General features: G+C 69.5%; 13 protein-coding genes. 7 read left to right on the top strand and 6 right to left on the bottom strand.

The features are described from left to right. Positions 1-155: 155 nt before the first annotated feature. Complete coding sequence (purM, locus tag BpN12_RS17810) at positions 156-1,211, bottom strand: phosphoribosylformylglycinamidine cyclo-ligase (RefSeq protein WP_042623935.1); 1,056 nt, start codon at positions 1,209-1,211, stop codon at positions 156-158. Between the two features lie 478 nt (positions 1,212-1,689). On the opposite strand from purM, the gene hda reads away from it, so the two are divergent. From hda to panB, 6 genes are read left to right on the top strand one after another with little or no spacing between them, the layout of a single operon-like run. After that, a complete protein-coding gene (hda, locus tag BpN12_RS17805; protein WP_246796819.1) occupies positions 1,690-2,415 on the top strand; it encodes a DnaA regulatory inactivator Hda in 726 nt (241 codons plus the stop codon). A gap of 21 nt (positions 2,416-2,436) precedes the next feature. Continuing rightward, the gene (locus BpN12_RS17800) at positions 2,437-3,123 is read left to right on the top strand and encodes a histidinol-phosphatase (RefSeq protein ID WP_246796818.1); all 687 of its coding nucleotides are present in this window, start codon (positions 2,437-2,439) and stop codon (positions 3,121-3,123) included. Continuing rightward, on the top strand, positions 3,120-4,697 hold the full coding sequence (pcnB, locus tag BpN12_RS17795; protein ID WP_246796817.1) for a polynucleotide adenylyltransferase PcnB: 1,578 nt from the start codon (positions 3,120-3,122) through the stop codon (positions 4,695-4,697). Before BpN12_RS17800 ends, pcnB begins: the two co-directional genes overlap by 4 nt. Positions 4,698-4,726: 29 nt before the next feature. After that, on the top strand, positions 4,727-5,260 hold the full coding sequence (gene folK, locus BpN12_RS17790; protein ID WP_246796816.1) for a 2-amino-4-hydroxy-6-hydroxymethyldihydropteridine diphosphokinase: 534 nt from the start codon (positions 4,727-4,729) through the stop codon (positions 5,258-5,260). Beyond that, complete coding sequence (locus tag BpN12_RS17785; protein WP_246796815.1) at positions 5,257-5,940, top strand: deoxynucleoside kinase; 684 nt, start codon at positions 5,257-5,259, stop codon at positions 5,938-5,940. The genes folK and BpN12_RS17785 overlap by 4 nt, the downstream gene beginning before the upstream one ends. A gap of 47 nt (positions 5,941-5,987) precedes the next feature. After that, positions 5,988-6,803: a 3-methyl-2-oxobutanoate hydroxymethyltransferase gene (gene panB / locus BpN12_RS17780; RefSeq protein ID WP_246796814.1), complete on the top strand. Its 816-nt coding sequence runs from the start codon at positions 5,988-5,990 to the stop codon at positions 6,801-6,803. 135 nt (positions 6,804-6,938) lie between these two features. Here the strand turns inward: panB and pabB are convergent, their stop codons facing one another. The 4 genes from pabB to grpE all read right to left on the bottom strand — a co-directional run bounded on the left by pabB (position 6,939) and on the right by grpE (position 13,045). Beyond that, positions 6,939-8,813: an aminodeoxychorismate synthase component I gene (gene pabB, locus BpN12_RS17775; RefSeq protein ID WP_246796813.1), complete on the bottom strand. Its 1,875-nt coding sequence runs from the start codon at positions 8,811-8,813 to the stop codon at positions 6,939-6,941. Between the two features lie 16 nt (positions 8,814-8,829). After that, on the bottom strand, positions 8,830-9,966 hold the full coding sequence (gene dnaJ / locus BpN12_RS17770) for a molecular chaperone DnaJ (protein WP_042623927.1): 1,137 nt from the start codon (positions 9,964-9,966) through the stop codon (positions 8,830-8,832). A 216-nt stretch (positions 9,967-10,182) separates the two neighbouring features. Next, complete coding sequence (dnaK, locus tag BpN12_RS17765) at positions 10,183-12,135, bottom strand: molecular chaperone DnaK (RefSeq protein WP_246796812.1); 1,953 nt, start codon at positions 12,133-12,135, stop codon at positions 10,183-10,185. Positions 12,136-12,487: 352 nt separating this feature from the next. Further along, the gene (grpE, locus tag BpN12_RS17760; RefSeq protein ID WP_042623925.1) at positions 12,488-13,045 is read right to left on the bottom strand and encodes a nucleotide exchange factor GrpE; all 558 of its coding nucleotides are present in this window, start codon (positions 13,043-13,045) and stop codon (positions 12,488-12,490) included. 443 nt (positions 13,046-13,488) lie between these two features. On the opposite strand from grpE, the gene BpN12_RS17755 reads away from it, so the two are divergent. After that, positions 13,489-13,650 carry a hypothetical protein gene (locus BpN12_RS17755; protein ID WP_171907436.1) on the top strand — a complete coding sequence of 54 codons (162 nt, stop codon included), beginning with the start codon at positions 13,489-13,491 and terminating at the stop codon, positions 13,648-13,650. Here BpN12_RS17755 and BpN12_RS17750 read toward each other — a convergent pair. After that, positions 13,622-14,029, bottom strand: a complete 408-nt coding sequence (locus BpN12_RS17750) for an RNA-binding S4 domain-containing protein (protein ID WP_246796810.1) — start codon at positions 14,027-14,029, stop codon at positions 13,622-13,624. The two genes, BpN12_RS17755 and BpN12_RS17750, sit on opposite strands and share 29 nt — an antisense overlap. Positions 14,030-14,062 lie beyond the last annotated feature (33 nt).

The following is a 14,062-nucleotide window of genomic DNA, read 5'->3' as shown; positions in this document are numbered from 1 at the left end:
AGGCGCGCGGCGGCATCAGCGGGACGACGGGCAGCGCGACCGCTGCCACTCGCGCCAAGGGATACCGCGCCCACCAACAAAAAGGGCCGCGAATCGCGGCCCTTCCTGCTGCACGGCGCGAGCGCCGCGCCACCGATCCTCTTGCGGCCTCGGCCTCAGACCACCACGGTCTGCGCCTCGCCCTCGCGCGTGGCGCGCACCTTGCCGATCTTCCAGACCTGCTCGCCTGCGGCGCTCAGCTCGGCCACCGCCGCGTCGGCGTCGGCCGCCGAGACGATCACGGCCATCCCGATCCCGCAGTTGAACACGCGGTGCATTTCCGCGTCGGCCACGCCGCCGTGCTGCTGCAGCCACTGGAACAGCGGCGGCAGCGTCCAGGCGGTCTGGTCGAGCTCGGCCGTCAGGCCCTCGCGCAGCACGCGCGGGATGTTCTCGACGAGGCCGCCGCCCGTGATGTGCGCCATGCCCTTGACCGGCAGCTTCGCCATCAGCGCGAGCAGCGGCTTCACGTAGATGCGGGTCGGCGCGATCAGCGCGTCGGCCAGCGTGCGGCCGTCGAACGCGGCGTCGAGGTCCGGATTCGCACGCTCGATGATCTTGCGCACCAGCGAGAAACCGTTCGAGTGGATGCCGCTCGACGCGAGGCCCAGCACCACGTCGCCCTCGACGATCGTGCTGCCGTCGATGATCCTGCTCTTCTCGACCGCGCCGACCGCGAAGCCGGCCAGGTCGTATTCGCCGTCCGGATACATGCCCGGCATTTCGGCCGTCTCGCCGCCGATCAGCGCGCAGCCGGCCAGCTCGCAGCCCGTGGCGATGCCCTTCACGACCGTCGCGGCCGTCTCGACGTCGAGCTTGCCGCACGCGAAGTAGTCGAGGAAGAACAGCGGCTCGGCGCCCTGCACGAGGATGTCGTTCACGCTCATCGCGACCAGATCCTGGCCGACCGTGTCGTGGCGGTTCAGGTGGAACGCGAGCTTGAGCTTGGTGCCGACGCCGTCGGTGCCCGACACCAGCACCGGCTCCCGGTACTTCTTCGGCACTTCGAACAGTGCGCCGAATCCGCCGATCCCGCCGAGCACGCCGTCGCGCAGCGTTTTCTTGGCAAAGGGCTTGATCTTGTCGACGAGCGCGTCGCCCGCGTCGATGTCGACGCCGGCGTCACGGTAGGACAGACCTTGGGCGTCGGGAGCGGATTTCGGAGAAGTCATGGGGGAATGCGAGAAGGTCGGTAAAATGCGATTTTACCCGAAGCCGGACGCCCGGCCGAATTCCCCGCGTCGATCTCTCCAGGTAAAGCATCGTGTCCGAATCGTCCCCGTTTTCATCGCCGGCCCAGCGGCCGGCAGCGGCGCCCGCCGCGCCGCCGCGCGGGTCGCCCCCGGCCGGCCCGGCGCGCGGCGCGGGCACGATGCCGGCCGGCGCCCGGGCGCGCCGCGCGCGCGGACGGAGCGGCGGCGTCTCGCGCTGGATCGCCGCGACAGCGGCCGCGATCTCGCCTCAAACCGCGCCTCAAACCACGGCCGAAACCGCGACGACGACGGCGGCAGCGCCGCAACGGCAGCAACGGCGAACGCGCGGCATCGGCCCCACCGCCGTGGAAGCAGCAACAGCAGCAGCAGCAGCGACCGCCCGGCGCCCGTTCCCCGCCGCCGCACGGCGCGAGCCCGACCTCACCCGATCCGCACCGTGACCGCCACCCGTCAACTGACGCTCGACCTCGGCACGCCGCCGCCCGCGACGTTCGAGAACTTCACCATCGGGCCGAACGACGAGCTCGTCTCGCGGCTGCGCCGGCTCGACCTCGCGCTCGCCGCCGGCCCGGTGGCCGACCGCTCGTTCTACGTCTGGGGCGAGGCCGGCAGCGGCCGCAGCCATCTGCTGCAGGCGCTCGTCTACGACACCTCGTATGGCAGCGCGCGCTACCTCACGCCGCAAAGCCCGCTCGGCGCGATCGCGTTCGATCCGCGCGTCTCGCTGTACGCCGTCGACGACATCGACGCGATGAGCGACACCCAGCAGATCGCCTTGTTCAACCTGTTCAACGAGGTGCGCGCGCATCCGTCGAGCGCGTTCGTCGGCGCCGGCCCGGCCGCGCCGCTCGCGCTCGACGTGCGCGAGGATCTGCGCACGCGGCTGGGCTGGGGCCTGGTGTTCCATCTCGCGCCGCTGTCGGACGCCGACAAGGCGGCCGTCTTCAAGCAGGCCGCCAAGGCGCGCGGCATCGCGATCGCCGACGACGTGCCCGCCTACCTGCTCACCCACTACCGGCGCGACATGCCGAGCCTGATGGCCCTGCTCGACGCGCTCGACCGCTTCTCGCTCGAACAGAAACGCGCGGTCACGCTGCCGCTGCTGCGTGCGCTGCTGGCCGCGCTGGAGCGCGAGGCGGACACTTCCGGCCGGATCAAGTAGCTTCAAGTAAAATGCCCTTCCATGACAAATCTGGCACTCTTTGACCTCGATCACACGTTGATCCCGACCGACAGCGACCACGAATGGGGCCGCTTCATCGTCAAGCTCGGCCTCGTCGACGCTGACAGCTTCACGCGTCAGAACGATCGCTTCTACGCCGACTACAAGGCCGGCACGCTCGACATCCATGCCTATCTGGCCGCGGTGCTGGCGCCGCTCGCGCAGCATCCGCGCGCGCAGCTCGACGCGTGGCACGAGCAGTACATGCACGAGGTGATCCGGCCCGCGATGCTGCCGGCCGCGCTCGAGCTGGTGCGCGAGCACCAGCAGGCGGGCGATCTCTGCTGCATCGTCACCGCGACCAACGCGTTCGTGACGCGGCCGATCGCCGACGCGTTCGGCGTCGAGACGCTGATCGCCTGCGACGTCGAAACCGTCGACGGCGATCCGGCCTCGGCGCTCACCGGCCGCGCGACCGGCACGCCGAGCTTCCGCGAGGGCAAGATCGCGCGCACCGAGGCGTGGCTCGCCTCGCTCGGCAAACGCCTCGCCGACTTCGAACGCAGCTACTTCTACAGCGACTCGCACAACGACATTCCGCTGCTCGAGAAAGTGACCGATCCGGTCGCGACCAACCCCGACGACACGCTGCGTGCGCATGCCCGCGAACACGGCTGGCGCGTCCTCGACCTCTTCCAACCGTCGTGATCAAGAAACTCATCCGCAAGCTGCTCGGGCAGGACGATTCCGCCGCCCAGGACACCCCCGGCTCGGCCGACGCCGCCCCGCCCTCCACCGGCCCCGCGGCCGCCTCGCCGGCCGCCGTCGCCGCCGCGAAGAAGCAGGCCGCGCGCGATGCCGCGAAGGTCGCCGCGAGCCGCACCGAGCCGACCCTCGTGCCGGCCGCCGTGCATGGCATCGATCCGTCGCTGATCTCGCGCAACGCCGTGCGCGTGACCGACACGCTGCAGCAGGCCGGCTTCCGCGCGTTCATCGTCGGCGGCGCGGTACGCGATCTGCTGCTCGGCATCGCGCCGAAGGATTTCGACGTCGCCACCGACGCGACGCCCACCGAGGTGCAGCGGCTGTTCCGCCGCGCCCGCCTGATCGGCCGCCGGTTCCAGATCGTCCATGTCCAGTTCGGCCAGGAGCTGATCGAGGTCTCGACGTTCCGCGCGCTGGTGGACGCGCCGGCCGACGCGCCCGCGGCGGCCCCCGCCGACGCCGCGCCGCCGCGGCGCATGAAGCGCGACGAGCTGGACCGCCGCACCCATGCGGTGGACGCCAGCGGGCGGGTGCTGCGCGACAACGTCTGGGGCGAGCAGCACGAGGACGCGGCGCGCCGCGACTTCACGATCAACGCGATGTACTACGACCCCGCCACGCAGACCGTGCTCGACTACCACGACGGCATGGCCGACGTGCGCGCACGACTGTTGCGCATGATCGGCGATCCGGCCACGCGCTACCGCGAGGATCCGGTGCGGATGCTGCGCGTGGTGCGCTTCGCGGCCAAGCTCGGCTTCGACATCGAGCCGCACACGCGCGAGCCGATCCAGCCGCTCGCCGACCTGATCAACAACGTGCCCGCCGCGCGCCTGTTCGACGAGATGCTGAAGCTGCTGCTCTCGGGCCACGCGCTCGCCTGCCTCAGGCAGCTGCGCAGCGAGGGCCTGCACCACGGGCTGCTGCCGCTGCTCGACGTGGTGCTGGAACAGCCGCAGGGCGAGAAGTTCATCACGCTCGCGCTCAACAACACCGACGCGCGCGTGCGCGCCGGCAAGTCGGTGTCGCCGGGCTTTTTGTTCGCGACGCTGCTCTGGCACGACATGCGCCAGCGCTGGAACCAGAACGTCGCGAACGGCGAGTTCCCGGTGCCGGCGCTGCAGCGCGCGATGGACGACGTGCTCGAGATGCAGACCGAGAAGCTCGCGATCCACAAGCGCTATTCGGCCGACATGCGCGAGATCTGGGGCCTGCAGCTGCGCCTCGAGAAACGCTCGGGCCGCAGCGCCATGAGGCTGCTGGAACACCAAAGGTTTAGAGCGGGGTATGATTTCCTCCTCCTGCGCAGCGAGTCGGGCGAACTGGACCCGGCCGTCGCGCAATGGTGGACGGATTTCATCGACGGCGATGCCGCGGCTCGCGAGGCATTGCTCACGAACGGCGCCCCGCGCGACCCGGCGGCACCGCGCAAGCGCCGCCGCCGCGGCGGCGCGCGCAACCGCAGGCCGGCCGACGGCACCGTGCAAGAGGCCGACGCGCCGGACGCGCAGGACTGAGCCGTCGAACGACGTAGGATGTGGATGCCATGACGGTTGCTTATCTCGGGCTGGGCGCGAATCTCGGCGATGCGCGCCAGGCGTTGAAGGACGCGGTGGTCTGCCTCGCGCAGCAATGCACGTTGATCACCGTGATCGGCAAGTCGAGCCTGTACCGGACGGCCCCCGTGGACGCCGGCGGCGACGACTACTACAACTGCGCGGTCAAGATCGACACGCGGCTGCCGGCCCGCGAATTGCTCCGGCTCTGCCAGCAGATCGAGCACCACTTCGGTCGCGAGCGGCCGTTTCGCAACGCGCCGCGCACGCTCGACATCGACATCCTGCTGTACGGCGACCATCTGATCGACGAGCCCGACCTCGTCGTGCCCCATCCGCGCCTGACCGCGCGCGCGTTCGTGCTGGTGCCGCTGCTCGAACTCGATCCGGCGCTCGCGATTCCCTCGCGCGGCGCCGCCCAGGCGTTCCTCGCCGCGGTGGCCGACCAGCGTATCGAGAAGGTGCAGACCTGCCAGTGCCTGGTGGCGATGAAGGCCGCCAACGAGACGCGCCGCTGCCGATGAACGCGACGCCGCTGACCGTCACGCCGCCCGACCCGCGCCCGCCCCACCGCTACCTCGCGATCGAGGGGCCGATCGGCGTCGGCAAGACCTCGCTCGCCGCGCTGCTGGCCGAACGCTGGGGAATGGGCACGCTGCTCGAGCGCCCGCAGGACAATCCGTTTCTCGAACGCTTCTACCGCGAGGGCGCGCGCTACGCGCTGCCGGCGCAGCTCGCGTTCGCGCTGCAGCGCGCGCACCAGGCCGGCGGGATCGCCGCCGCGCAGGCCGCCGGCGCCGCGCTGGTGGCCGATTTCATGCCGCAGAAGAACGAGATCTTCGCGCGCCTGACGCTCGCCGACGACGAATGGCAGCTCTACCGCGCGCTGGCCGAGCGCATCGACGCGCCAGCGCCCGCGCCCGACCTGGTGGTCTACCTGCAGGCCAGCCCCGAGGTGCTGTACGCGCGCATCCAGAAGCGCGGCGTCGCGATGGAACTGCAGATCGGCGACGCCTACCTGCGCGCGCTGTGCGACGCCTACAACGAATTCTTCTATCACTACGACCGCACGCCGGTCCTCACCGTCGCGGCGGAACACCTGAATCCGCTCGACTCGCCGGACGACCTTGCCCTGCTGATGACGCGCATCGAGACGATGCGCGGGCGCAAGGAATCCTTCGTCAAGGGCGGCGCCGGCCGCTGAGGCGGATCGCGGCGCCGCCTGTTTTTCTCCACGAAACCGGACCCTCCATGACCTACCTCCAGGAATCGAGCCGCGCGGCCGTGACCGTGCCGAAACTGCAGGCCATGCGCGACGCGGGCGACAAGATCGCGATGCTGACCTGCTACGACGCGAGCTTCGCGTCGCTGCTCGATCGCGCCGGCGTCGACGCGCTGCTGATCGGCGATTCGCTCGGCAACGTGCTGCAAGGCCAGACCACCACGCTGCCCGTCACGCTCGACGAGATCGCCTACCACACCGCCTGCGTGGCGCGCGCGCAGCCGCGCGCGCTGATCGTCGCCGACCTGCCGTTCGGCACCTACGGCACGCCGGCCGAGGCGTTCGCGAGCTCGGTCAAGCTGATGCGCGCCGGCGCGCAGATGGTCAAGCTCGAAGGCGGCGAATGGCTCGCCGAGACGGTGCGCTTTCTGGTCGAGCGCGCGGTGCCGGTGTGTCCGCACCTCGGGCTCACGCCGCAATCGGTCCATGCGTTCGGCGGCTTCAAGGTGCAGGGCAAGACCGAGGCCGGCGCCGCGCAGCTGCTGCGCGACGCGCAGGCGCTGGAGCAGGCCGGCGCGCAGCTGATGGTGCTGGAGGCGGTGCCGACGCTGGTGGCCTCGGAGCTGACCGCGGCGATCCGCACGCCGACCATCGGGATCGGCGCCGGCCTCAACTGCTCGGGCCAGGTGCTGGTGCTGCACGACATGCTCGGCATCTTCCCCGGCAAGCGCCCGCGCTTCGTGAAGGATTTCATGCACGGCCAGCCGAGCATCTTCGCGGCCGTCGAGGCCTACGTGCGCGCCGTCAAGGACGGCAGCTTCCCCGGCCCGGAGCATTCGTTCTGAGGGTGGCGTAAGGCGCGCGGGCGGCGCGCCGCCAACGAAAACGAAAAAGGCGCGGCATCCCCGGTGGGTGCCGCGCCTTTTTCATGTCACGCATTCACTGGAACGTGCGACGCCGCGCGTCGCGCCGTTGTGTCCTCAGGCGCGACGCAGCGTGGCCGGCACCGCGCCGCGCAGCGCGTTGCAGACCATCAGCGCGTCGGCGCGCAGCAGGTCGTCGGGCGTCATCACGCGCTCGCTCGCGTCCCAGGCCGCGTCGGCGAGCAGTGCCGCGCGCATCACGCCGGGCAACAGCCCGCAGGCGAGCTGCGGCGTATACCAGCGCCCGTCGAGCCGCACGAACAGGCTGGTGCGCCCGCCCTCGGTCAGCTCGCCGCGCTCGTTGACGAACAGCATGTCGAACGCGCCGGCCGCCTCGGCCTCGCGCCAGGCGCGATCGTATTCGGCGCGGCGCGTGGTCTTGTGCGCGAGCAGCGGATCGGACGACGCGGTCGGCGCGAAACCATGCTCGGCCGCGAGCAGCACCGTGACGCCGGGCGCGGCCAGCGCCGCCATCGGCGCCGCCACCAGTTCGAGCGTGCCGTCTTTGGCCAGCGCCGCGCGCAGGCGGATCGCGCCGTCGCCGTCGAACGACGCCACCCGCTCGGCGATCTGCGTCTCGAGCGCCGCGCGATCGCAGGCGAAACCGAGCGCCTCGGCACTGGCGGCGAGCCGCGCGAGGTGGCGCGCGAGATGGCGCACGCCGTCGGCGCGCGTCGCATGCATCGTCTCGAACAGCTGGAAGCCGGGGTCGGCATCGGTCAGGAAGCTGGCCTTCAATTCGCACTCCGCGTATTCGTCAGGGGCGGCGCTGTCGAGCACGATGCCGGCGCCGACGCCCATTGTACCGGCGCGCCAGCCGTCGGCGCGGCGCGCCGCGAGCACCAGCGTGCGGATCGTCACCGACAGGCAGAAGTCGCCGCAGGCGGCGCCGGGCGGCGCCGCGTCGAGCCAGCCGAGCGCGCCGGTGTAGAGGCCGCGCGGCGTCGATTCGAGCGCGTCGATCAGTGCCATCGTGCCGTGCTTCGGCGCACCCGTGATCGAGCCGCACGGGAACAGTGCGCGCAGCAGGTCGGCGAAGCCGGCCTCGGGCCGCGCCTCGGCCTCGACGGTCGAGGTCATCTGCCAGACCGACGCGTAGGGCTCGACGGTGAACAGCGCCGGCACGCGCACCGAGCCCGTCACGGCCACGCGCGAGACGTCGTTGCGCAGCAGGTCGACGATCATCAGGTTCTCGGCGCGGTTCTTCGCGTCGCCGGCGAGAAACGTCGCGGCGCGCGCGTCGGCGGCGGGATCGGCCGAACGCGGCGCGGTGCCCTTCATCGGCCGCGTGCGCAGCCGCGCGCCGGCCTTCTCGACGAACAGCTCGGGCGAGCACGACAGCACCCAGCGGTCGCCCGGCAGCGCGACCAGCGCGCCGTAGCGCACCGGCTGGCGCGCGCGCAGCCGCCGGTACAGCGCGAGCGGCGAGCCGTGCGCCTCGAAGCCGAGCCGATAGGTGTAGTTGACCTGGTAGGAATCGCCGGCGCGCAGCGCGGCGTGGATCGCGTCGATCGCCGCGTCGAATTCGCCGCGCGTGACGCTCTTGCGTAGCCGCGCGACGCCGGCCGCCGAGGGCTCGCCACCGGGGCCGCCGCCTCCAGCGTCGTGCGCGGCGAGCCACGCCTCGACCTCGTCGCGCGAGAGCCGCGCGAGCGAGGTGAACAGCAGGAAGCGCAGCGCGCCGTCGGCCTCGGTGTCGCCGGCCACGCCGCGCTGCAGGTTGCGGCCGAACGCGTAGTCGCCGAGCACCACCGCGTGCAGGCCGCGCGCCGCGTCGGCCGCCACCGCCGCGCAGACGGCGTCGAGTGCGGCCGGACCGGTGCAGACGCGCTGGTGCGAAAAGCCCGTGTACAAACGACTCGACCGCGCGGACGCGGTCGAGTCGCAGTCGTCGAGCAGCGCGAACGGCGCGCCGGCTCCGACTTCAGTCATGTTGCCACCCTTCCGATCACTCGAAGAAGCTCTTCACCCGGTCGAACCAGCTTTTGCTCTGCGGGCTGTGGCGACCGCCGCCTTCGGCCAGCGACTGCTCGAACTGCTTGAGCAGGTCGCGCTGCGCGTCGGTCAGCTTGACCGGCGTCTCGATCTGCACGTGGACGTAGAGATCGCCGGCGATGCTCGAACGCAGCCCCTTGATGCCCTTGCCGCGCAGCCGGAACGTCTTGCCCGACTGCGTGCCTTCGGGCACCGTGAACGAGGCGCGGCCGGCCAGCGTCGGCACCTCGATCTCGCCGCCCAGCGCCGCCGTCGTGAACGGGATCGGCATCTGGCAGTGCAGGTCGTCGCCGTCGCGCTCGAACACCGAGTGCGATTTGATGTGGATCTCGACGTAGAGGTCGCCCGACGGCCCGCCGTTGATGCCGGGCTCGCCGTTGCCGGCCGAGCGGATCCGCATGCCGTCGTCGATCCCGGCCGGGATCTTCACTTCCAGCGTCTTGGTTTCCTTCACCTTGCCCGAGCCGTGGCAGTGCGCGCATGGTTCCGGGATGTAGGTGCCGGTGCCGTGGCACTTCGGGCAGGTCTGCTGGATGCTGAAGAAACCCTGCGACATGCGCACCGAGCCCTGGCCGTGGCAGGTCGGGCAGGTGTCGGGCTTGGTGCCCGGCTTCGCGCCGGAGCCGTGACAGATCTCGCACGAGACCCAGCTCGGCACGCGGATCTGCGTCTCGTAGCCGTGCGCGGCCTGCTCCAGCGTGATTTCCATACTGTAGCGCAGGTCGGCGCCGCGATAGACCTGCGGGCCGCCGCGGCCGCCGCGCGCGGCACCGCCCGCGGCCTGGCCGAAGATGTCGCCGAAGATGTCGCCGAATGCGTCGGCGAAGCCGCCGAAGCCCTGCGCGCCGGCGCCGCCCATGTTCGGATCGACGCCCGCGTGGCCGTACTGGTCGTAGGCCGCCCGCTTCTGGTCGTCCGAGAGCATTTCATAGGCTTCCTTCACCTCCTTGAAACGCTCTTCCGCATCCTTGCTGTCCGGATTGCGGTCGGGGTGGTACTTCATCGCGAGCTTGCGATATGCCTTCTTGATTTCGTCGTCGCTCGCGTTCTTCGCGACGCCCAGAACCTCGTAGTAATCCCGTTTCGCCATATCGGTTCACTGCCGCTGCGCACCTCGCGCGGGCGGCTCCTCTCGCTTCCAGTAAAGTCTTGCGACCTGTAGAGCGGCGCTCGCGCGCCGCCCGCCATAAAACGAATGTGCCCGGCGAGCCGCAAGGCCCGCCAGGCGCAGGGATGATCCGCCCGTCCGGCAGTGACGGGGCGGATCGGAAGCGGCCGTGCCGCGCGGCACGGCCGCTTCCCGACTTCAGTCCTTCTTCACTTCCTTGAAGTCGGCATCGACGACGTCGTCGGCCGCCGCGCTCGCGCCGCCCGCATGCGCCGCGCCTTCGGCCGCGCCCGCCGCGCCGGCGGCACCGGCCTGCTGCGCCTGCATGTCGGCGTACATCTTTTCGCCGAGCTTCTGCGAAGCCGTCGACAGCGCCTCGACCTTCGCCTCGATCGCTTCCTTCTCGGCCGAGGCGTCCTTCAGCACGTCCTCGAGGTCCTTCAGCGCCGACTCGATCTTTTCCTTCTCGCCCGCGTCGAGCTTGTCGCCGTACTCGGCCACCGCCTTCTTCGTGCTGTGGACGAGCGCGTCGCCCTGATTGCGCGCGTCGGCGCGCTCACGCAGCTTCTGGTCTTCGGCCGCGTTCGCTTCGGCGTCCTTGATCATCTTGTCGATCTCGGCTTCCGACAGGCCCGAGTTCGCCTTGATGGTGATCTTGTTTTCCTTGCCGGTCGCCTTGTCCTTCGCGCCGACGTGCAGGATGCCGTTCGCGTCGATGTCGAACGTCACCTCGATCTGCGGCACGCCGCGCGGTGCCGGCGGGATGCCTTCGAGGTTGAACTCGCCGAGCAGCTTGTTGCCGGCCGCCATCTCGCGCTCGCCCTGGAACACCTTGATCGTCACGGCGCCCTGGTTGTCGTCGGCCGTCGAGTAGACCTGCGCGTGCTTCGTCGGGATCGTGGTGTTCTTGTTGATCATCTTCGTCATCACGCCGCCGAGCGTCTCGATGCCGAGCGACAGCGGGGTCACGTCGAGCAGCAGCACGTCCTTGCGGTCGCCCGACAGCACCTGGCCCTGGATCGCGGCGCCCACGGCGACGGCTTCGTCCGGGTTCACGTCGCGGCGCGGTTCCTTGCCGAAGAACTCCTTGACCTTCTCCTGCACCTTCGGCATGCGCGTCTGGCCGCCGACCAGGATCACGTCGTCGATGTCCGACACCTTCACGCCGGCGTCCTTGATCGCGATGCGGCACGGCTCGATGGTGCGCTCGACCAGTTCCTCGACCAGCGCTTCCAGCTTGGCGCGCGTGATCTTCAGGTTCAAGTGCTTCGGGCCCGAGGCGTCGGCCGTGATGTACGGCAGGTTGATCTCGGTCTGCTGGCTCGACGACAGTTCGATCTTCGCCTTCTCGGCCGCTTCCTTCAGGCGCTGCAGCGCGAGCACGTCCTTCGACAGGTCGACGCCCTGCTCCTTCTTGAACTCGCCGATGATGTAATCGATGATGCGCTGGTCGAAGTCCTCGCCGCCGAGGAACGTGTCGCCGTTGGTCGACAGCACTTCGAACTGCATTTCGCCGTCCACGTCCGCGATCTCGATGATCGACACGTCGAACGTGCCGCCGCCGAGGTCATACACGGCGATCTTGCGGTCGCCCTTCTCGGCCTTGTCGAGGCCGAACGCGAGCGCGGCCGCGGTCGGCTCGTTGATGATCCGCTTGACTTCCAGGCCGGCGATGCGGCCCGCGTCCTTGGTGGCCTGGCGCTGGCTGTCGTTGAAGTAGGCCGGCACCGTGATCACGGCTTCCGTGACCGGCTCGCCGAGGTAGTCCTCGGCCGTCTTCTTCATCTTGCGCAGCACTTCGGCCGAGACTTGCGGCGGCGCGAGCTTGTCGCCGTGCGCTTCGACCCAGGCGTCGCCGTTGTCGGCCTTGATGATCGAGTAGGGCATCAGGCCGATGTCCTTCTGCACTTCCTTCTCTTCGAAGCGGCGGCCGATCAGGCGCTTCACCGCGAACAGCGTGTTCTTCGGGTTGGTCACGGACTGGCGCTTGGCGGGCGCGCCGACCAGCACTTCGTTGTCGTCCATGTACGCAATGATCGACGGCGTGGTGCGGGTGCCTTCCGAGTTCTCGATGACCTTGACCTGATTGCCTTCCATCACGGCCACGCACGAGTTCGTGGTCCCGAGGTCAATACCGATGATCTTTCCCATTTTTCGTAATCTCCAGAAACTCTGTTTTGCTGCGGATTCCGGGGCGTTTTGCCCGGTTTGCCGCGCCGAATTCAACCATGCACACGAAATAGGTGCGTTCGCGCCGTTTTCAAGACCCCGAAAGCGATGCGGCTATTCAATTTTTTCAATCGGCGGGCGCCGCGGGCCGATACGGCCCCTGATCAACACGAAGCCGGGCGCAATCCGCCGCGCCCGGCTTCGGAACGTCACGCGGCCGCGCCGCCGACGCGCGCGGGGCGCGGCGCCGGCGGCGAGCCGGAAACGCTCAAATCATGCTTGGGTCATGCCGATGTGATGCGGACAACGCACCGATTTCGCGCCAGCCGCGCGCTTACTTCGGCTGCGAGACCGTCACGAGCGCGGGACGCAGCACGCGGTCGGCGATCGTATAGCCCTTTTGCAACACGGTGACGACGGTGTTCGGCTCCTGTTCGGCCGGCACCATCGAGATCGCCTGGTGCTGGTGCGGATCGAACTTCGCGCCGACCGGGTCGATCACCTGCACGCGGCCCTTTTCGAGCGCGCTCTGCAGCTGGCGCAGCGTCAGCTCGACGCCTTCACGGACCTTCGCGATGTCGTCGGACTTGTCGCCGACCGCGGCCTCGAGGCTGTCGATCACCGGCAGCAGATGCTCGGCGAAGCTCTCGATCGCGAACTTGTGGGCCTTGGCGACGTCGTCCTGGCCGCGGCGGCGCACGTTCTCGGTTTCGGCCTTGGCCCGCAGGAAGCTTTCCTGCAGGTCGGCGATCCTGGCTTGCGCCTCGGCCAGCGCGGCCTCGGCCTCGCCTGCCGCCGGCGGCACTTCGGCGGCCTGGGGTTGCGCAGCCTGCGCGTCGCGGCCGCTCTCGTCGGCCGGTTGACCAGCCGGATTCTCTTGCGTGTTTTCCATGTCGCTGAAATCGAATTGAGTGATGAAAGCCAGACCGGCGGCACCCCGCACGAGGATGCACCGCCGCACGACGTTGGCGCAGATAAGGCCGAAGACAATCTTTTCAAGAGGGTCTTTCGGCCAGCGCGACGAAATCGGCCGGTTTTGGCCCGTTTGAGCCGGTCCGGGACCGGATTCCGGCCCGAAACCGGGCGATTCTCCCCCGCTCCCGTGCCAACTCGAAGACAATGTCGAACGGCACCGGTTACGCCGCCAGGCGCCAGAACGGTCTGGCGGCATGACGAAACCCGCCGTAACAACCGTTACCCGCGCCCCACTGGATCGGCTTCGAGCACTACACTACACTTTGGTACAGGTTGCCCGAGCAAGCACGGTTCCCACCTCGGTCCCGCCAGGCAGCCCCCCACCGAACCCGTCCCGCCCGTCTTCCCGAGGGGAGTACCGTGAAACTGACCTTTGCGATATCGGTGGTCGCGCTGGTGCTGGCGGCCGGCACCACCACCATCTGTCTGTCGGGCGCCGTCACCGACCGCAACACCGAATACGGCAGCGCCCGGGCGACGTTCGAGCACCTCTTCAGCGCCCATTCGAAAGTTTGTCGATGATCCGGCGGTCGCGCTTGGTCGGCCGGCCATGCAGCTCGGCGGCCGGCTCGCGATAATGCCGTCGCCGCTCCAGTTCGGCAAGCCGCTTCGCGCGCCCTTCCCCGGTTTCCGCATAGAGCGTCTGCGCGATCGCGGCCGGCCCGCGCAGGTCGCAGATGCCGAGCACATCGACCTGCCAGACCGCCGTGTCGATCGTCACCTCGACGCGGTCGCCTACCCGCACGTCCTTTGACGGCTTGACCGGCACCCCGCCGATCCGCACCCGCCCTTTCTCGACGGCATCGGCCGCGAGCGAGCGCGTCTTGAAGAAGCGCGCGGCCCACAGCCATTTGTCGATGCGCAGCTTCGCGCCCGGTTCGGTCGAAATTCGGTAATTCATCGGAGCTATCCCGTCTCAATGGCCGCCGCGCGG

It is taken from the genome of Burkholderia perseverans (assembly GCF_022870505.1).
In the GTDB taxonomy this organism is placed as follows: Bacteria; Pseudomonadota; Gammaproteobacteria; order Burkholderiales; family Burkholderiaceae; genus Burkholderia; species Burkholderia plantarii.
This window is presented reverse-complemented; position numbering and strand designations above follow the sequence as displayed.

Excerpts from the sequence above, each read along its gene's own strand:
- purM (WP_042623935.1), bottom strand. The coding sequence starts at position 1,211 with ATGACTTCTCCGAAATCCGCTCCCGACGCCCAAGGTCTGTCCTACCGT.
- BpN12_RS17800 (WP_246796818.1), top strand. The coding sequence starts at position 2,437 with ATGACAAATCTGGCACTCTTTGACCTCGATCACACGTTGATCCCGACC.
- folK (WP_246796816.1), top strand. The coding sequence starts at position 4,727 with ATGACGGTTGCTTATCTCGGGCTGGGCGCGAATCTCGGCGATGCGCGC.
- BpN12_RS17785 (WP_246796815.1), top strand. The coding sequence starts at position 5,257 with ATGAACGCGACGCCGCTGACCGTCACGCCGCCCGACCCGCGCCCGCCC.
- panB (WP_246796814.1), top strand. The coding sequence starts at position 5,988 with ATGACCTACCTCCAGGAATCGAGCCGCGCGGCCGTGACCGTGCCGAAA.
- pabB (WP_246796813.1), bottom strand. The coding sequence starts at position 8,813 with ATGACTGAAGTCGGAGCCGGCGCGCCGTTCGCGCTGCTCGACGACTGC.
- dnaJ (WP_042623927.1), bottom strand. The coding sequence starts at position 9,966 with ATGGCGAAACGGGATTACTACGAGGTTCTGGGCGTCGCGAAGAACGCG.
- dnaK (WP_246796812.1), bottom strand. The coding sequence starts at position 12,135 with ATGGGAAAGATCATCGGTATTGACCTCGGGACCACGAACTCGTGCGTG.
- grpE (WP_042623925.1), bottom strand. The coding sequence starts at position 13,045 with ATGGAAAACACGCAAGAGAATCCGGCTGGTCAACCGGCCGACGAGAGC.
- BpN12_RS17750 (WP_246796810.1), bottom strand. The coding sequence starts at position 14,029 with ATGAATTACCGAATTTCGACCGAACCGGGCGCGAAGCTGCGCATCGAC.